This is a genomic window from Sandaracinobacter neustonicus (assembly GCF_006385875.1).
GTDB classification, from domain to species: Bacteria; Pseudomonadota; Alphaproteobacteria; order Sphingomonadales; family Sphingomonadaceae; genus Sandaracinobacteroides; species Sandaracinobacteroides neustonicus.
Map to the genome: position 1 here is coordinate 15,509 of NZ_VFSU01000004.1, position 18,433 is coordinate 33,941.

Consider the following 18,433-nt stretch of genomic DNA (forward strand, 5'->3'; position numbering starts at 1 on the left):
CACTTGGGCCGGCGTGCGCGCTACGCATGGCCATGGCCACAGATCTCGATCCGGTCGATCGGAACATTCTGCGCATCCTCCGACGATCCGCGCGGATTCCGATCAGCCTGCTGGCGACGGAGGTTGGCCGGTCGCGCACGGCGGTGCAGGCCCGGATCGAACGGCTTGAAAAGGCCGGCGTGATCCGCGGTTACAGCGTGATTTTGGGGGACGCCTCTGATCATGTGGGCGCCTTCATTACCGTCTATCTGCATCAGCGGCTGGTGCCGGAACCGGTTCTGGAACGGCTGCGCGCCATGCCCGAAGTGCTGGGCTGTTACCGTGTGACGGGCGATGCCGATCTGGTTGTGACGATGAAGGCGATCCCGCTTGATGAATTGCGCCAAGCCTGCGGTCGAATCTGGTCCATTCCCGAGATCAAATCGACAGACACCTCGCTGGTGTTTGACGCTTTCATTACCCCCTAGAGGCGATGGATCCAGCCGAAGGGGTCCTGCGCGCGACCTTCCTGGATATCGAGCAGGCTTTGCCGCAACCGCAGCGCGACGGCCGATGCGCCGGGGCGGTGCTGGCGGCCATCGGCATCCAGCAGGCTTTCGATGGGATTGATGATGGCGGCCGTTCCGCTGGCGAACAATTCGCTGCAGCGATTGGCGGCGATATCCGCCAGCAGCTCTGCGATCGGCATCGGTCGCTCCACGGTGCGATAGCCTGAATGCGCCGCCAGCCTGAGCACCGAATCGCGCGTGATGCCGGGCAGGATCGAATCGCTGAGCACGGGCGTGTGAATCTCGCCGTCGATCACGGCGAATATGTTCATACCGGACAGTTCCTCGATGGTCTGCCGTTGTTGCGGATCGAGCCAGAGGGACACGGTGCAGCCATCTGCGACGGCGCGGGTCGTGGCACGCATCGCGGCAGCATAATTGCCGCCCGTCTTGGCGGCGCCCACCCCGCCACGAGCGGCGCGGACATCGTCCCGCTCGATCCGGACCCGCATCGGGCCGCTGCTATAGGGTTCCGACGGGCTGGCCAGAACGAGGAAGCGGAACGCGCCGGAATTCACCACATCATAGCCGCCCTCGGTCGAGAACAATGTGGGGCGGAGATAGAGCGACGAGCCCGAGCGGGTGGGAATGAAGTCTGCACAGGCGCTGGCGACAGCATCAAGGCCGGCGAGAAACAGCGACTCCGGCACGGCGGGCATCCCGACCCGCGTGGCGGAGCGGGCAAAGCGGCCGGCATTGTCAAGCGGGCGGAACAGGTGCGGGCGCGCCGGTGGCACGCGATAGGCCTTCATGCCTTCGAACACCGATTCCGCGAACTGGATCGATCGCGCATTCGGCATCAGTTCGATGGGCCCGAACGGGATGAGCCGACCTTCGCTCCATTCGCCCTTCTCATATGTGGCGCTGAACATCACGGGTGCCGAGATACGCCCGAATCCGAGCTTTTCCGGGAGCGTAAAGGCGGCGAGGGCCTGTTCGACAGTGGGCTGTGGCAACATCGGGCTTCCTTGGGTTCGCGGTGTCGGGGCGGATGGGAATGTCAGAACAGGCTGCGGCTCCAGCCGCCGTCGACTGGCAGCGAGACGCCGTTCACATAGGCTGCCTGCGTCGAGCAGATGAAGGCCAGCACGGCTGCGAACTCTTCCGGGCGGCACAGGCGTGCGGCCGGGATTGCCGCCTGCCAGCCCGCCAGCACGTCCTCTGCGCTGCTGCCCCGGCGTTCGGCGATCTGCCCGGCAAGTTTATGGACGCGCGTCGTCAGCGTGTAACCGGGCAGCAGGCTGTTCACGGTGATGCCCGCCGCGGCGGCTTCGTTGGCCAATGTGCGCGCGGTCGCGCCGACGGCCGCCCGCGCTAAATTGGAAAGCACCATGTCCTCGGGCGGCTGCTTCACCGCGCAGGATGTGATGGCGACGATCCGTCCCCAGTTGCGGCTCCGCATGCCGGGCAAGACCGCCTGTGCCAGCGCCACGAACAGCCCCACATGCTCGTCCAGCACGGCCGTGAAGGCGGATTCTGCATGGGATTCGAAGCTGCCGGCATCCGGGCCGCCCGAATTCACCACCAGGATGTCGACCGGACCCAGCTCGGCTTCGACATGCCCCACAAGGGCGCGGCGAGCCGCCGGATCGGTGGCGTCGCAGGCGAAGCCGCGGGCAGCTGAATCGACTTCGGCAGCTGCCGCAGCTGCGCGACCGGCGCTGCGAGACGTGACCGCAACGATGGCCCCTTCGGCGGCCAGCGCCCGCGCGCTGGCGAGGCCAAGCCCCGCGCTGCCACCGGTGATGAGCGCGACGCGCCCGGAGAGGCCCAGATCCATCAGGAGTTGCTCCGAAGATACCGATCGTCCCCGCCGACCCAATCGGCGCGATAGGGGTTGAAGACGTCCAGCTCGAACACATCCTCCAGCGCGGTTGCGCTGTGCAGCAGGTTCGACGGCAGCTGGATGATTTCGCCGGCCTGCACCAGCCGCTCTTCCGTCTGGTCCTCGCCCAGCAGGAACAGCATCGAGCCCGTCAGCACATAGGTGAATTGTTCATTCTCGTGCCGGTGCGCGGGAACGACATCGCCCTTCCGCATGCGGATTTCCGCCACCATCAGCCGGTCCGAATAGACGAAGCGCCGGGTGATCCCACCGCGCATCGGTTCTTCCGGCAGGTCATCCCATCTGGTCACGGTGGCGCTGGTCATGCTTCCTCATCCCTCTTTCGCTGTCCCTGAATGGCCCCAAGGATATCGAGCGGCGTGTCCGGGGCGAGATGTCGTCCTGACTGAAGCGCTATGCGATTTGACCTGTCCGGCTAGGCAATCTGCCAAGCTACCCGAGGAGGGGCACCAACTACCCGCCACAAAGCTGGTGCCGCCCCCCTCCGACGTGGCTCACTGCAGGCAACGAAAACGCCAAGCGAGCGCAATCCAAGAAATCGACTTAAGGGGATCAGATATGGCGAACCGTCACGGCTGGTTACTGGCCACCCTGTCAGCACTGGCATTGCTCCCGCCGGATACGGCGCTTGCCCAGTCATCGGAGTCTGCGGAGGCGGGGAACGATATCGTCGTCACCGCGCGGAAGCGGGAGGAGCGACTGCAGGACGTGCCGGAATCGGTATCGGTTCTGAGCGGCGACCTGCTCGACCGCGCCAACATCTCGACCATCCATGGCGTCGCCACCCTTACGCCGAACATGCTGGTCCGCTCGACCTTCCGGTCCAACGAGACATTCATCACCATGCGCGGGATTTCCAGCGCGCAGCGGGCCCTGCCGCCGGTGAGCGTGATCATCGACGGGGTGCAGGTGGGATCGAATGATTTCATCAACCAGGACCTGCAGGATATCGAGCGGATCGAGATCCTGCGCGGGCCGCAGGGCGCGCTTTACGGACAAGGTGCGATCGCAGGCGCGATCAACATCATCACCCGTCGGCCGACAAACGACATGAAGGGCTTCCTGAAGGGCAGCTTCGGCAACGGCAACAGCGTGCGGGTGGCGGGCGCGGTATCCGGTGCGCTGGTGCCCGATACGCTGCTGTTCCGCGTCTCGGGTTATCATCGCGGCACCGATGGGCTCATCAGCAACGTCCGGGACGAGAAGGTCGACTCCGGCTACGAAAGCTCGATCCGTGGCCAGTTGCTGCTCAGAACAGGCGATCTGGAAGTCGCGCTGCGCGGCTCGTGGACAGGGGGCAAAGAAGGCTGCTGCCTTCAGGACAAGGCACCGCGCGATTCCGCCGGAAACTTCGTCAATCTGGATGATGTCACCAATCCCGGGCCCAGCAGCAATATCCTCGGCCGTCAGGATACCCAGTTTCACGATCAGTCGGCGCGGATCGACTATGATTTCGGGCCTGTCCAGTTCACTGCGATCACCGGGCTGGCCTATGTGACGCAGGATGTGCTCGCCGACCTGGACTATACGGCGGCGCGCATCTCCATTCAGGATCTCACCTACACCACCCGCGTCTTCAACCAGGACATGAGGCTGACCTCGACCGGCAGCGGCCCGTTCCAGTGGATCGTCGGGGCGTTCTACCAGAACCGGCGGGAGTATAACCGGCTGCAGGCCGGCCCTGACAACGACGTCATTCCGATCACGCCGACTCTGCTGAACCAGCAGTTGCGCACGCGCAATCGCGCCATCGCCGGCTATGGGCAGGCCAGCTATTCGATTACCGACAGCCTCGAACTTCTGGGTGCGCTGCGCTACGACAAGGTGCGGGCGGACAATGTCGACCAGCTGCGCCCGGCCGCGACGCAGGCTGAAGCCAGCTACAGCGCTTTCCAGCCGAAGGTGCAGCTGTCGTGGCACTGGACTCCTGAAGTGATGCTCTATGCCACCTATTCACAGGGTTTCCGCACCGGCGGCTTCTCCCAGTCCACCCGCTATGACGACGAGACGACCTACAATTACGAGATCGGCTTCAAGACCCAGATGATGGATGGGCTGGTGACGATCAACGGCTCGGCCTTCCACATCGATTATCGCAACCAGCTGCTGTCCTATGGCGTCACCACCAACAGCACGCTGATCCGCCGCACCATCAACATCCCGAAAACGCGGAACGACGGCTTCGAGCTGGAGATTCAGGCAAGGCCCAGCCAGCGGCTGACCGCTGGCTTCACCGTGGGCTATACCGACAGCGTGATCGTGGAGGTGAGCCCCGATCCATATATCCCGACGGCTGGCGCAATCGGCAAGAATTCCCCTCTGGTGCCGCCCTTCACCATGAGCGGCAACCTCACCTACAGGGCACCTCTGGGGAACGACATGGAGCTGATCGCCTATGGCGCGGTCCAGCACCGTGGCGGCTTCTATTTCGATGTCGCCAACGCCTTCTACACCCAGACCAAGACCTTCGTGGACGCCAATCTGACACTTGAAAGAGGCGGCTGGTCGATCGGGTTGTTCGGCAAGAACCTGACGGATGCGCGCTTCGTGGAGCATATCTCCATCACCGGCGCGGACCTTCGGGTGCCCAACCGTCCGCGCACCTATGGGATCGAAGCAGGCTTCCGCTTCTGATGTCCGACATCTTCCGGGCTGCCGGTGGCGGTGTCTTTCTGCACGACGTCTCCCGCTGTGCCACACAGCCGGGCCGAGGCGAACCGGCGCGGCTTCGTTCGCTGTATCTGGAATAGCCGGATGACCGGGGCACCACAGGAAAGCGGGGATTTCTCTACCCTTGCCGTTCCGCCGGAACAGCAGGGGTCTGGCTGGCGCATCTTCTTCATCATCGCCGGCAGCGTCTGCGCGCTTCCGGTGTTCATTCTCGGGGCGCAGGTTTCAGCCGCGCTCGGCCTGCAACAGGCGGTGCTGGCCGTCCTGCTGGCGACGACGTTACTGGCGTTCTCGCCGGGCTTGGCGCAGCTGTCGGTTCGGCAACGCGGATGAATCTGGCGATGCTCGCCGATCTGGCGTTCGGAACACGGGGTGCCTGGCTGGTAAAACTGGCGATCGCCATCTCCCTTGCCGGCTGGTTCGGGGTGAACATCAGTGTGCTGGGGGCTGCGGCCTCAGGGGCGTTGAGCCAGATGGGCTTTCCGGCCGTAACACCGCCGATGGTGTCGATCCCGGTCAGCCTGCTGATCGCCGGAGTGGCTTTGCGCGGCGTGCACGGGCTGGAACGGCTGGGGCAGGCGCTGCTGCCGCTCGCCTTTTGCCTTCTGCTCGCCTCCGTCTGGATGGTGCGACACGATCTCTCCATCGTGCTCAGCACTACGCCCACAGGCGCTCTCGGGTTCGGAGCCGTGGTTTCGGCGGTGATCGGCAGCTACATCGTCGGCGTGATGATCCAGCCGGATTATGGTCGGTTCATCCGCAGGCCCCCTGCAGCCTTTCTCGGTGCCGGGCTGGCGCTGGGACTGGTGTTTCCGCTGATGTTGCTGGGGTCCGCGCTGGCACCGATGGTGACGGGAAAGCCGGACCTGATCGCGGCCATGATCCTGCTGGGGCTTGGGCTTCCCGCGCTTGCAGTCCTGCTTCTGGGGGCGTGGATCGATGCGTCGGCCTGCCTCTATTCGGCGGGGCTGTCGCTTGCGAACCTGTTGCCACGGCTGGGTTTCCGCCCTGCGATCATCGGGATCGCCTTGCTGGGAGTTGGTCTCTCACTGGCCCATGCTGACCAGTTCTTCATCCCGTTTCTGGTGTCGCTGGGGGTCGTGCTTCCGCCCGTCGCAGCGGTGCAGATCGTACATGGTCTGGTGCCACAGGTGCGGAGGCGTCCGACGGTGGCGCTGCGGCCGGGTGCGCTTGTCGCATGGGGCGGCGGAATCATGGCGGGCCTTGCCGCTGGCCGGTCGCCCGTGTCGAGCGGGATCGCAGCGGTCGATTCCATCCTTGTGGCGGCAATCCTGTCTGCCCTGTTTCTGTGGCTAAGCTTCGCCCGGCTGCGGAAGGTGGTCGTCAGCGCCTGAGCTTTGCGTTCAGTTCGCGTATCCACGTCTCGCCCTCGTCCATCCGCCAATGATCGGATGCCGTGCCGATCACCAGTTCGGCCATGGTCCAGTCGGTGAGGGCGGATGGGCCGATCCTGTTGAACAGCCAGACGCCCCGCGCGTGGGCTAGGGCCAGGTGGGCTGCCGTCACGTCGGCAGGCTCTGCGCGAAACAGAATCTGGCAGGCATTGCCCTGCGGCGAGGCGGGATTGAGCAGGATGTTGTCGATCCGTTGCAGGCGGGAACAGAGTTCGGCGCAGCGGGCGGCGAATTCCCCCATTCGCGGAAGATTGCGATCCAGCCCGTCGAGCGCGGAAAGCGCCATCGGATAGGCCGCGTAGAGATTGGCACCCAGCCGGTTCCGCCATGGCCCCAGCGCGGTCACGGTTTCAGCAGATGCCGCGACGGCCGCGCCGCCGATGCCGCCCAGCCCCTTGTAGAAGGAGACATAGACGCTGTCCGCCAGTGCCGCGATCTCGGCAGGAGCGCGGCCATAATGGGTGGCGGCCTCCCACAACCGGGCCCCGTCAAGATGCAGCGGCACGCCTGTTTCACGGCACCATTGCGCGAGCGCGAGCAACTCGTCCCAGTCTGGCAGCAGATACCCCGCTCGCCGCAGCGGAAGTTCCAGCACCACCGCGGCCGGACGCTCCGCCAGCGAGTGCAGTTGTGCGCGGCTGAAATGCCGCTGCTGCCCCAGCCGGATCGGCTGCAGCCCGCCGACCCGTTCGAGCATGCCGCCTTCATCGCAATCCATATGGCTCAGCGGATGAATCACCACCCGGGGGTTCATGGCCTCCGTTTCCCGCAGTTTCAGCACCGCGAGTTGGGCGGCCATGCCCTTGGCAAAGAAGATCGCCGCTGGCTTTTCCAGCAGGCGCGCGACGCGTTGCTCAAGGATCGCCACCGGGCCGCCCACACCATATTGGTCCGCTTCCCCGGATTCCGGCCGCTCCGCCAGCGCGCGCAGGGTCTCGTGCGGGGGCGCGGGCTGGTGACCGCTGAGGAAGCGGGTGCAGGACCGATGGATTCGGCGTTCGACTTCATCCATTCCAGATGGCCTATCGGGCCGGGCATGGTCGGCACAAGTTGCGCCAGCGGCAACGGCTCTGATGCTACCCGCATGAGCGGCCTGCTACCCGTTCGGGGCACGCCGCAGCATTGCCACGGCCTGCTTGCGGCGGATAGATGATGGCATGGTCGGCACCGGCTTCAGCAAACCGGATGGATCGGCGGCTGTGCAATCGCCGCCCGGCGAACGGCGCTATCTCAGCCGACGCCTCATGCCCCCCGTGCAGGCGGTGGAGTTGCAGCCGCGCGATCTCATCCTTCGATCGCTGGATGTGGCCCGCAGGGGGCGGATGACGCTGCTTCTGGCACCGGCAGGTTATGGCAAAACCAGTGTGCTGGACCTGTGGTTCCAAAGGCTGAAGGCAGCCGGGCAGCGCGTCGTCTGGTTGAGCGCGTCGGAGAATGAGCGCGAGCCGTTCCGATTTTTGCAGATGCTCGTGCTGGCGCTGGAAGCGGCCGGTGTGGACCCGGGGGATGACGCACGCCGGGCCATGGGGGATGGCACGCCCGCAGCACTGCTCGATTCACTGCTGTTCGGGCTTGAGCGGCAGCACGAGCCGCTGGTGATCATCGTGGACGATTATGACCATGTCGATCATCCGCCAATCACGCAGCTGGTGCAGGAATTGATCGCCGCCCTGTCGCCGAGCGTGCATTTCGTGCTGGGGGCCCGGCGCAAGCCAGCGCTTCCGATCGCCTTGCTGCGATCGCAAGGCGATGTGCGGGTGATCGAGGCGCAGGAACTGCGCTTCAGCGCGGCTGAAATATCGTCCATGCTGGGCGACAACGGGCTGGCGGGCGAACTTGGCGAATTGCAGAAGCAGACCGAGGGCTGGCCCGTTGCGCTGCAGCTCTATCGCTTGTGGCGAGACGGGCGACGCGCGGGCGCGCCGGCTCCGCCGTTCGGTGGCTATGCGTCGGAGGTGGCCGACTATCTGGCCGAGCAGATCTTCGCCGGCCTGCCGGATGAACTACAGAAGCTGCTGGCGGACCTGTCCCTGTTCGGGTTGGTGGACATGGGATTCTCTGACCATGTCCGCGATGCGAACGACAGCGGCCGTTTGCTGGAACAGGCCGTGCTGGCGCTGCCAGGGCTGATTCAGCGCAGCATGGCCGATGGGGAACTGGCCTATCGCATGCACCCTCTGATCGCGGACTATGCCCGCACGCGGTTGATGCTGGAGCCGGGCAGGTCGGGGCTGCTCTATCGCAGGGCAGCAGGCTGGATGTGGCAACACGGCCAGTATCAGGATGCCGTTCGCCTGACAGTCCAGAGCAAGGATGCCCGGGCGCTCTCTGACCTGTTGGCGCAGCTGGATTTTCTGGGGCTGTTCCTTGCCCGTGGGTCCAGCGAACTCCGGGCGATTCTGGGCGAACTGCCATCAGCTGTCATCGCCGAAACGCCGAGGCTGAAGCTGCTGCGCTCGCTGGTGCTGTTCAAGGAAGGTTTCCTGCTGGAGGCCGAGCAGCTTCGTGCGCAGGTCGCAGAAGCTGCGCCAGCCGGTGTTTCATGGGAGCGGGAGTATCGGGCGCTGGGCGCGATGTATGCCGTGCATATGCTGGGAGAGAGCTCGACAGCCGAGGCGCGCATTGCGGAGCTGGACGCGATGGCGGATCCGCCGCCGTATCTGAAAGGCTGGGCTGAAAACCTGCGGCTTCCATTGCAGGAGCAGTCCGGAGACCTGGATCGCATGCAGGTCTCGCTGGAAAACGCGCGCCATTCCTATGCGGCGACCGACGATTATCGGAATGCCGATCTCTATCTGGAAATTCACAGCCTGACGCTGGACCTTGCGCGGGGGAATTATCGCGATGCGCGGGAGAGGATCGGGTTGATCGAGCGCCGTCCGCCGGCGCGGCTGGTTGGCGAACGCTGCCTGCATGCCATGGCGAAGATGGCGGCGGCCCATGTCGACTATCAGCGCGGCTACAAAGTGAATTCGGCAGAGACGATGCGCATCGGGCTGTTCGAGTTCGGCCGGGAAGAGGCCTGGCATGTACAATATGCGACCGCTCTGCCGGTGATCGCCGATGCGGCCTTTCGCCGACAAGGGCTGTCCGCGGTTGAAGCCGAATTCACGGGCTTCCGGATCGTTCTGGAGCGGCGTGGGCAGACGTCTGTCGCCCCACTGATGGCAGCGTTGGAACTGTTGTTCATGGCGCGGGCCGGCGAACTGGATGCCCCGATCGACGTCGGCGAAACAGCATGCTGGCGGACACGCGAATATCGGCTTCAGGCCAATGCAGTTCGGGCGCTGGCCAATAACGACTGGGAGGCCGCGCGAGTGAGCGCCGAAGCGCTGGTGGCGGATGCAGCGGGGAGCGGCCGCCTTGGTGGACAGGTGAAGGGGCAGGTGTTGATGTCGCGGGCGTCAGAGCTGGGCGGCATGCGGACTGAGGCGCTGACCAGCCTGCGCGAAGCGGTACGCCTTGCCTTGCCGGAGATGCTGATCGCGCCCTTTGCTGAGGAAGGCCGGGCCATGAACGCTCTGCTGGCTGCCCTGCTGGAATGGCCTGTCAGCGAGATGGAACGACGGCATCTGCAACAGATCCAGCGAAGCCTCGCTGCCGAGCGGCAGCTGAGTTCGCCGGATGAACTGACCGATCGCGAAGCCGAGATCCTTGCGCATCTGGCCGACGGTGCGTCGAACAAACTGATTGCCCGGCGGCTGGGCCTCACCGACAATACGGTGAAATTCCACCTGAAGAAGATCTTCACAAAGCTGGGCGTCAGCAACCGCAAGGCGGCCGTGGCGCGCGCCGCAGCAGAGTAGAGCGCGCGCGGCCGACGGGTCGCTACCCAACTTCCCCGTCTGCCACCCGCCACAAAGCTGGCGCGCTGTGGTGCCTCCATGATTTCACGTCTTCAGGCACGGCTGCCGACCCGCCGGCAGCTTCGCGAACGGAAACAGAGGGACGTTTCATGCGCCTGGAGAGACTTCGCCTGGGGATCGACGTGGGCGGCACCAACACCGACGCCGTGCTGATGCAGGGCAATCAGGTGGTCGGCGCAGTGAAGCGCTTCACCACCGGCGATGTCAGCGATGGCGTGGTGAATGCCGTGCGAGCGCTTCTGGCGCTGGATGGCGTGCAACCCTCCGCCATCGAGGCGGTTATGATCGGCACCACCCAGTTCGTGAACGCCTTCATCCAGCGCCGCGACCTGGCCCCTGTCGCGGCTATTCGCATCGGTCTTCCAACCGGAGACGGGATTCCGCCCTTCTGCGACTGGCCGGCCGATGCGCGCGCTGCCGTCGGCGGACGTTACTGGATGATCCGGGGCGGGGCCCACCACGACGGGCAGGAGTTCGCCGAACTGGATATGGATGCGCTGGCCACAGCGGTTCAGGACGCCCGTTCGAACGGGATCGACTGCTTCGCCCTGTCTGCGACATTCGCGCCGGTGCGGCCGGATATCGAGGAACGCGCAGCGCGGCTGGTGCGCGAACTGGCACCCGGAGCGCATGTCACCTGCTCGGCACAGGTGGGCGGGCTTGGCATCCTCGATCGCGAGAATGCCGCGATCATCAATGCCAGCCTGGCGCCGCTCGCCGTTCGCGTGATCGGTGCCTTGCGGACCGCATTCGATACGCTGTCCATCCACGCGCCGCTTTTCATAAGTCAGAACGATGGCACGCTGATCAGTACGGCGATGGCAACGGAATACCCGATCCTCACCTGCTCCGCCGGGCCGACCAACAGCATCCGGGGTGCCGCCTTCCTGTCAGGGCTGACGGATGCCATCGTGGCCGACATCGGCGGCACCACCACCGATATCGGCTTCCTGCGCAACGGCTTCCCGCGCGAAACGGCCTCGCCTGACCGCATCGGCGGTGTCCGCACCAACTTCCGCATGCCCGACGTGCTCTCCATCGGACTGGGCGGCGGCAGCCATGTAACGGAGGTTGACGGCCGTGTGCGTGCCGGCCCCCGTTCGGTGGGCTATCGACTGCAGACGGAGGGGCTTGTGTTCGGCGGATCGACCTTGACCGCGACCGACATCGCAGTCCGCTCGGGCCATGCCGAGGTGGGTGATCCGACCCTGCTGGCGGGCGTGACAGACGAGCTGGTCAACCACGCACTGGACGACATGCATGCCCAGATCGAGGAGGCAATTGACCAGATCAAGGTGAGCGCCGCGCCTTTGCCTCTGATTCTGGTCGGGGGCGGCAGCATTCTGGTGTCGCGCTCGCTGAAGGGCACATCTAAAACGATCCGGCCGGAAAATGCCTCCGTCGCCAACGCCGTTGGGGCGGCAATCGCTCTGGTCAGCGGCCGGGCTGATCGCATGTTCGATTATGGCAAGATCGGCCGGGAAGCCGCGCTGAAGGAAGCGCGTGCCGAAGCCGTGGCGGCGGCCGTCTCCGCAGGTGCCGAGGCCGGGGAAGTCGAAGTCGTCGACGTTCAGGAGCTGAAGCTGACTCATATGGAATCGACGATGATGCAGGTGAAAGTCCGGGCCGTAGGCCCGCTTGCGCTGGGCTCCGGCTTGCGCCTTGCCGTTGGAGGGCAATGATGCGGACGATCAAAAGCGAACAGGACATTCACGATATGGCCCGCGGGGCCGTGCTGCTGGGCACGGGTGGCGGCGGTGATCCCTATGTGGGCGGATTGTTCGTGTGCGAGCAGATCCGCAAGGGCAGACATCCACGTCTGTGCAGTCTTGACGAACTGGCGGACGACGCCTTCGTGCTCTCCATCGCAGGCATCGGATCCCCCACCGTCATCGTCGAGCAACTGATCAGCGAGCAGACTCTGGCGCGTCTGCTGGGCCGCGCCGAGTCCTTCTTCGGCTGCCGGATCGACGCCTTGATCAGCGCCGAAATCGGGGGAGCGAATTCGGTGTTTCCGCTGGCGCTGTCCGCGATCAGCGGGATTCCGGTGGTGGATGCCGATGGCGTAGGTCGCGCGGTGCCGCAGCTGGAGATGACCACTTTCAGTATCTATGGAATCCGCGCCACGCCCGGCATCCTGATGGACGATATCGGGAATGTCGTGACGGTGGATGCGGCCAGCGACCGCAAGGCCGAAGACCTGTGCCGCGCGATCACGACCGCGATGGGCTCGCTCAGCTTCTCTGCCATCTATCCGATGACGGGCGCGCAGGCAAAGCAGGCCGCAGTGCGCGACACTCTGGACCTGTCGCTGCAGATCGGCAGGGTGATCCGCAACGCCAGGGATGGCAGCAGCGATGTGTTCGCGGCGCTGCTCGGCTATCTCAACGCGCTGCCCGGACGAGAGGCCTATGAGCTGTTCGACGGCAAGATCATCGACGTCGCGCATGAGACGCGCGGCGGATGGCACTGGGGGGTGGTGACGATGCAAAGCCCCCATTCGCCGGACGACATCTTTACCGTGCAGTTTCGCAACGAGTTCATAGCCGCGCGCAGGAACGGCAAGTTGGTAACGATGGTGCCGGATCTGATCACCATTCTCGACCGGGAGTCGGCCGAGCCGCTGACAGGGGAAATGCTGTCCTACGGGCAGCGGGTCAAGGTGATCGGGCTTTCGGCAGACCCGATGCTGGTGCGACCGGAAAGCCTGGAAGTGCTGGGCCCACGCGCATTCGGCATGGACTGCGATTATATCCCCGTGGGACGATGCATGGTCTAAGAGCCTGTTTGGGAATTCGGCAGGTCGGTTCTACGGGTCTTTTCCGCGCTGGCTTCGTCGCGAAATACGGTCCGATGGCTCTGCATCGAACCGTATTCCGCTCCTCCCAGTCACAAAAATCCCTCGCAGTCCCTCAACTGCCGAATTCCCAAACAGGATCTAAGTTCCGGCTTCGACGCACCATGTTCGCGATCGCCCATCATCGAAGCTATCGCCGAGGGGGGACGACCATATGCTCGGCGAGATGCTCATTGGTCACCTCGGCAGTTTGCGATCCTTACATCTCCGAAGTGAGCCGGTTGTAGCGCCGCAAAATATCCTGCACCTCCGGGATGGGCAGTGCGCGCACGGTGAAGCCGTTGATGCCCGTCATCGTCTTGTTGGCGAAGATACTGTTCATGATTGCTTCCTCCACCGCCTGAATGGTGGCCTCGTAAAAGCGGCTCATCGCTGCTTCGCCCAGTTGTTCGGTGGCGATTACGCCATCGTGCCGGCGCACGGCTTCTTCATTGGCGGTGGAGAATGCGAGGAACAGGTCCCCCGATTCATTGGAGGCGATGCCGCCGGTCGCCGAAATGCCATAGGCTGCGCGCCGGGCCATGCGGCGCAGCTGGTGCGGCAGCATCGGCGCGTCGGTGGCGACGATGCCGATGATCGAGCCATATTCGGGCGGCGAGAAATCGACGATCGGCAGCTCCAGCCCGACCGGCACACCGGCGATCTTCAACAGGTGGCGCTTCCCGAAGTTGGATTGCACGAAAGCACCCACCGTGTAATCGCGCCCGTCATAGCTGACGACGCGCGACGCGGTGCCGGAACCGCCCTTATATTCGAAGCAGCGCATGCCTGTGCCGCCGCCGACGCTGCCTTCCTCGATCCAGCCCGTCCGGGCATCCTCGAAGGCGGCGATCACATCCTGCGCTGTTACATGATGGCCGTTGATGTCGTTCAGCGGGCCATCATGGGTTTCGGCCGAAACCGGCAGGTAGAAGGGCTGGTCCACCTTCTGTGAGCTGTCGTGTTGCGAAAACAACCATTGCGCCGTCACGTCGCGCGACAGGCCGCAACTGTGTGTGTTGGTGATGGTGACGGGCCCATCGAAGCGGCCCCGTTCCTCCACGAAGGCGGCACCGCTCATTTCGCCATTGCCGCTCATGCTGAAATAGCCAGCATAGGCCGCGCCTTCGGGGTTTGCCCGTCCGCGCGGGAAAATCGCGGTGACGCCCGTTCGCACCGGCCCCTGCCCGACGACCAGCGGTCCGTCGCCGCGGATCAGCGTGCGGTAGCCGACTTCCACGCCTGCGACATCGGTGATGGCGTTGAACGGGCCGGGCGTGCCGACGAATGGCACACCGGCGCCGCGCGCACGCGTCTTGCCGGAAGGCGTCTGGCGATGCGCCGTCTTCATACCCTGCCGGTTCATGCCTTGCCGGCCTTGATCAGCTCCAGCGCGCGACCGGCCTGCTCGATCACATGATCGACATCGGCTTCCGTGTGCGCGGTGGAGAGGATGAAGAAGCCGGGGCCGCCCATCAGCACGCCATTGTTGAGCATATGATGGAAGAACAGCTCTGCCTTGCGGCTCATGTCCGGGTTATCCATCCGCACCTTCGCCAGTTCGCGATAGGTCTGGCCGCCGCCTCTGGCGTGGAACAACCCGGCGATGGAGGCAGCACCTCGCACCATCGCATCCGCGCCCGTTGCTTCGACCACCGCCGTCAGCCCGTCGCGCAGGCGATCGCCAAGCCTGTTCAGCCGCTCGAACGCGGGCCGGTCGAACAGGCGCATGGCCGCGACACCCGCCGCCATCGTCAGCGGATTGGCATTGTAGGTGCCACCATGGGAAACCCGCGCCTTGCCCTCGCGCTGGTCATATACGGCGGACATGATTTCGGCGGAGCCGCCCACCGCACCCACCGGCAGACCGCCGCCGATGATCTTCCCCATCGCCGTGATGTCGGCCTTGATTCCCAGTAGTTCCTGCGCACCGCCGAAGCCGAGGCGCAGGCTGTAGACCTCGTCGAAAATCAGCAAGGCCCCCAGTGCTTTTGTCTCCTCTCGCAGCATGGTGAGGAATTCGATGGAAGCAGGCTGATAGGCGAGGTTCTTCACCAGCGGATCGACCAGCACGGCGGCAAGCTCCGTTCCATGCGCACGCAGCAGGCTGCGCGTGCCCTCCACATCGTTCATCTGCAGCACCAGCACGTCTGCGGCAGACCCCGGAGCCGATCCGGGCTCGGGGATGCCGATCCCGCTTTCCGGGGGGCTGAACCGGCCGGGATGCGGATAGGTGCTGACGGCGGCGGTGTCGTCGCTGCCGTGATAGGCACCTTCGATCTTGGCGATGATCCGGCGGCCGGTATAGGCGCGCGCCGTCTTGATCGCCATCATCACGCCTTCGGTGCCGGAATTGGCGAAGCGGATCTGATCGACAGACGGCATGCGCGCGCAGATGATCTCGGCCAGCTCGATCTCAGCCTCGGTCGGCAGGGAAATCGCCGTCAGCAATCCGGCCTGCCGGGCAATGGCCGCCGTCACTTCCGGATGGCAGTGGCCGTGGATCAGCGAGGAATAATTGTTGATGAAATCCAGCCGCTTCACACCATCGACATCGGTGACCCACGCGCCTTCTCCACGCGCGGCGTAGATCGGATAGGGCGGGAAATAGACGGTGTGCCGCGAATTGCCGCCGGGCATGACGTTCAGCGCCCTGTCGAAAAGCTTGCTCGAATTGGAACCGCGATCGGGAAACATTCCTTCCCCCCATATTTTGAGAACGGGCGCAGCGAGATTTGAGTGCGCCTTATGTGATCATTGTATATATTGATGAAAGCCGGTCAATCCCCGGCGAACATAAAATGATCATTGCGCATATCGAGGCGGCCCGAACGTCCACGAGGTTCGGGTGAAACGACTTCGTGATTTGCAAGGCTCGGGCGGAAGCGCCTCAGCTTTTGTGCAGATAAGTCCGCGTCAGTTCGGCCACGAACTCGCGTTGCGCCGTTCGCGTGCCGCGCGGGTTGGAAATCAGGCTGGTCGCCATGGCGGCCGCCAGCCCATAGATGAAGGCGAAGAACGCATAGGCCTTCTGGCAATTCTCGTGCGACCATTTGATGTCGTCGGCACGGAATATGTCCTCCCCGTAAACGATGTGCGTCAGCATCGCGAGGGATTCATCCGCCTTCGAAACATAGGTTTCATTCTGTTGCGGGTTCTTGATGTAGCCGAACATGATGCGGAACAGCTGGGGATGCTGCAGGTTCAGATCCACCGTCTGGATCGCGCAGGAAATCATCATCTCCTCGTTCGAGAGATTGCTGCGCAGCAGCTTCGTCATCATCTGTGAGCGGACTTCGAAACCCTTCGCTGCAATCTCCAGCAGCAGATAGTCGAGGCTGGGATAATGATTGTAGAAGTTGGCGGACGTCACCCCGATGTCCCGGCAGAGGCGGCGGGCTGTGATGTCCTCCACCGTTTCGCTTTCAAGGATCAGTTCGGCCGCCTCCAGCAGACGCTGCGGCACATTGCCCTTGTGATAGGGTTCGCGCGCAGCTCCCTGTTCTGCCGGTTCCGGTGCCGCCGATTCCAAGGGGTTTGTCGCGCTCATCTTGCTCCGGCCCAGTTTCTCACCTCGTCCTGCCCTCGCCCTTCGGAGGAACGCGCGGGACAAATCCCTGATGTCCCTATCGTTACGCCATGGTTTACGCTTCGAAAAGCCCTACACATCCGGCCATGGCCATGGGGTGTCCAGCTCGGCGATGCGGGCAAGGCGCAGCAGGATATCGTCCCGATGCCGTCGCGCTGTGATCTGTAGCCCCACTGGAAGCCCCGCCGACGTAAAGCCCGCCGGAATGGAAATGGAGGGGTTCCAGCAGGCGTTGGCCAGCATACCGAACGGCTCCGCCCCGGTTTCGGATGCATCGCGGCCGTCGATCATCTGCGGGATCAATTCGTCGGCACCATAAGGCGCGCAGGCGGTCGCGGGGGTGAACAGCAGGTCGGTTTCGGTGAACAGCCCGGCCACCTGCTGTTCCAGCAGATGCACCTGCTTCCACGATTGCGCCACGTCGACCTCATCGCGATGGGCGCGCAGCTTCAGGATCAGGCTTTGAACCGGCGCTGATAGCATGGGGAAGCCATCCGGCAGGATGCCGTCGCGCGTAAATTCCTCCTCCAGCCCCGCGCCCATGATGGCCCCGAAATGCCGGTAGATGTTCACGGGATGGAATGGGATCTCGACCGGAACGAGGTTGGCCGCCCGCACCAGCCGCAGCATCGCAGCATGGCAGATTTCCACCACCTCCGGTTCGACCGGGGCATAGCCATGATCAGCCGACCATGTGGCGCGAAGCCCGGCCACGTCCAGTGTTTCGATACGCGCCTCGAACGAGCCCGGGAACGCGGGCAGCGACTGCCGGTCACCGTCGTGCGGGCCTTTCAATTACCCACAAATGTTGCGGCTGACGTTAGCACCGATTTTGATGTCCATCAGGCGAGACCATCCTCTCCAGATGACGATGTTGCCAGGCGGCGGATCATGGGCTCGCGCAAGATAGCCTCCGAGCCGGGCGATTTGGGTTAGATAGTCGGAAAGGGTTCTGCCTGGCGGTTCATTCCTTCGGGAAGCTGCGAGGTGGTCGATCAGGGTAATTTCGACATCGGTCAGGATCAGCCGAGGCGATGCGTCAGGAGCAGCGCGATTGATCATGGTCATCCAAAACAGGCGCCATGACAGAATGCAGAATATGGCGATCAGATTGGCGAGGCGTTCGGCGGTCCGCAGCCGCGCATCTTCGGCTCGGCAGCCAGATTTGAGTATCTTGTGGAAGAGTTCGATCTTCCAACGCTGAGCATACCAGTCGAGCTTTTCGATGGCTTCGTCAGGCGTCGTTACCGGCAGATCGGTGATGAGCCGCCAGTCGATTGGGGGGCGCCCTTCAGGCGTTCCACTCTCACGGGCATGCAAGATGGTCAGGCTGAGTGAAGGATAGCGCTTTTGCTTTCCGATCGGCGGCAAAACTTGGATGCGCCTATAGCGCAGTTCGATGTCGGCATGATCGTCTTTGCCAATGGTGATCCGAGGCGTGCCTTGCACGGTGGTTTCGCTCATTTCGTCGGCGATCGTATGGCCACCGTCGCCAGCCAGACGATCGACACAGGTGCGGACCAAGAAATGCGTGCCGAGCGCCTGTGTTTCGCAGAAGAACTCGTAAATGTCGTTCTCTCGATCGCCAATGTGAACCAGTCGCTCCGGATCGCCTAGCAGGGTGGTCGATTGACGCATATTCTCGAGCCAGCGGTAGCTCTCC

Annotated in this window: 16 protein-coding genes; 7 read left to right on the forward strand and 9 right to left on the reverse strand. The window is 63.9% G+C overall.

The annotated features are described in order from the left end of the window. Positions 1-26: 26 nt before the first annotated feature. A complete protein-coding gene (locus FJQ54_RS00420) occupies positions 27-467 on the forward strand; it encodes an Lrp/AsnC family transcriptional regulator (RefSeq protein WP_140926260.1) in 441 nt (146 codons plus the stop codon). Here the strand turns inward: FJQ54_RS00420 and FJQ54_RS00425 are convergent. The 3 genes from FJQ54_RS00425 to FJQ54_RS00435 are packed head-to-tail and all read right to left on the reverse strand — an operon-like array spanning position 464 to position 2,699. After that, positions 464-1,507, reverse strand: a complete 1,044-nt coding sequence (locus tag FJQ54_RS00425; RefSeq protein ID WP_140926262.1) for a branched-chain amino acid aminotransferase — start codon at positions 1,505-1,507, stop codon at positions 464-466. The genes FJQ54_RS00420 and FJQ54_RS00425 overlap by 4 nt on opposite strands. A gap of 41 nt (positions 1,508-1,548) precedes the next feature. Continuing rightward, entirely contained in the window at positions 1,549-2,328 is a 780-nt protein-coding gene (locus FJQ54_RS00430; protein ID WP_140926264.1) for an SDR family oxidoreductase, read from the reverse strand. After that, the gene (locus FJQ54_RS00435; protein ID WP_140926266.1) at positions 2,328-2,699 is read right to left on the reverse strand and encodes a cupin domain-containing protein; all 372 of its coding nucleotides are present in this window, start codon (positions 2,697-2,699) and stop codon (positions 2,328-2,330) included. Before FJQ54_RS00435 ends, FJQ54_RS00430 begins: the two co-directional genes overlap by 1 nt. Before the next feature lie 253 nt (positions 2,700-2,952). On the opposite strand from FJQ54_RS00435, the gene FJQ54_RS00440 reads away from it, so the two are divergent. The 3 genes from FJQ54_RS00440 to FJQ54_RS00445 all read left to right on the forward strand — a co-directional run bounded on the left by FJQ54_RS00440 (position 2,953) and on the right by FJQ54_RS00445 (position 6,419). Beyond that, the gene (locus FJQ54_RS00440; protein WP_181159924.1) at positions 2,953-5,028 is read left to right on the forward strand and encodes a TonB-dependent receptor; all 2,076 of its coding nucleotides are present in this window, start codon (positions 2,953-2,955) and stop codon (positions 5,026-5,028) included. 120 nt (positions 5,029-5,148) lie between these two features. Continuing rightward, positions 5,149-5,397: a hypothetical protein gene (locus FJQ54_RS17665; protein WP_235890247.1), complete on the forward strand. Its 249-nt coding sequence runs from the start codon at positions 5,149-5,151 to the stop codon at positions 5,395-5,397. After that, complete coding sequence (locus tag FJQ54_RS00445) at positions 5,394-6,419, forward strand: cytosine permease (RefSeq protein ID WP_235890248.1); 1,026 nt, start codon at positions 5,394-5,396, stop codon at positions 6,417-6,419. The genes FJQ54_RS17665 and FJQ54_RS00445 overlap by 4 nt, the downstream gene beginning before the upstream one ends. On the opposite strand, the gene FJQ54_RS00450 is transcribed toward FJQ54_RS00445, so the two are convergent. After that, entirely contained in the window at positions 6,409-7,491 is a 1,083-nt protein-coding gene (locus tag FJQ54_RS00450; RefSeq protein WP_140926272.1) for a threonine aldolase family protein, read from the reverse strand. The two genes, FJQ54_RS00445 and FJQ54_RS00450, sit on opposite strands and share 11 nt — an antisense overlap. Positions 7,492-7,636: 145 nt before the next feature. Here FJQ54_RS00450 and FJQ54_RS00455 point away from each other — a divergent pair, with 145 nt between their 5' ends. The 3 genes from FJQ54_RS00455 to FJQ54_RS00465 all read left to right on the forward strand — a co-directional run bounded on the left by FJQ54_RS00455 (position 7,637) and on the right by FJQ54_RS00465 (position 13,124). Continuing rightward, a complete protein-coding gene (locus FJQ54_RS00455; RefSeq protein WP_140926274.1) occupies positions 7,637-10,285 on the forward strand; it encodes a LuxR C-terminal-related transcriptional regulator in 2,649 nt (882 codons plus the stop codon). A 149-nt stretch (positions 10,286-10,434) separates the two neighbouring features. After that, positions 10,435-12,027 (forward strand): hydantoinase/oxoprolinase N-terminal domain-containing protein, encoded by a 1,593-nt coding sequence (locus FJQ54_RS00460; RefSeq protein WP_140926276.1) that lies wholly within the window; start codon positions 10,435-10,437, stop codon positions 12,025-12,027. Beyond that, entirely contained in the window at positions 12,024-13,124 is a 1,101-nt protein-coding gene (locus tag FJQ54_RS00465) for a DUF917 domain-containing protein (RefSeq protein ID WP_235890249.1), read from the forward strand. The genes FJQ54_RS00460 and FJQ54_RS00465 overlap by 4 nt, the downstream gene beginning before the upstream one ends. A 277-nt stretch (positions 13,125-13,401) precedes the next feature. On the opposite strand, the gene FJQ54_RS00470 is transcribed toward FJQ54_RS00465, so the two are convergent. The 5 genes from FJQ54_RS00470 to FJQ54_RS00490 all read right to left on the reverse strand — a co-directional run. Then, on the reverse strand, positions 13,402-14,547 hold the full coding sequence (locus tag FJQ54_RS00470; RefSeq protein ID WP_207790329.1) for a DmpA family aminopeptidase: 1,146 nt from the start codon (positions 14,545-14,547) through the stop codon (positions 13,402-13,404). Further along, positions 14,544-15,878 (reverse strand): aspartate aminotransferase family protein, encoded by a 1,335-nt coding sequence (locus tag FJQ54_RS00475; protein WP_140926277.1) that lies wholly within the window; start codon positions 15,876-15,878, stop codon positions 14,544-14,546. The genes FJQ54_RS00470 and FJQ54_RS00475 overlap by 4 nt, the downstream gene beginning before the upstream one ends. 193 nt (positions 15,879-16,071) lie before the next feature. Then, positions 16,072-16,731, reverse strand: coding sequence for a TetR/AcrR family transcriptional regulator (locus FJQ54_RS00480; protein ID WP_140926279.1), 660 nt, complete (start codon positions 16,729-16,731; stop codon positions 16,072-16,074). A gap of 111 nt (positions 16,732-16,842) precedes the next feature. Next, positions 16,843-17,565: an amidase family protein gene (locus FJQ54_RS00485; RefSeq protein WP_140926281.1), complete on the reverse strand. Its 723-nt coding sequence runs from the start codon at positions 17,563-17,565 to the stop codon at positions 16,843-16,845. Continuing rightward, the coding region (locus FJQ54_RS00490) for an IS4 family transposase (protein WP_140926283.1) at positions 17,566-18,433 on the reverse strand (868 nt) is incomplete at its 5' end.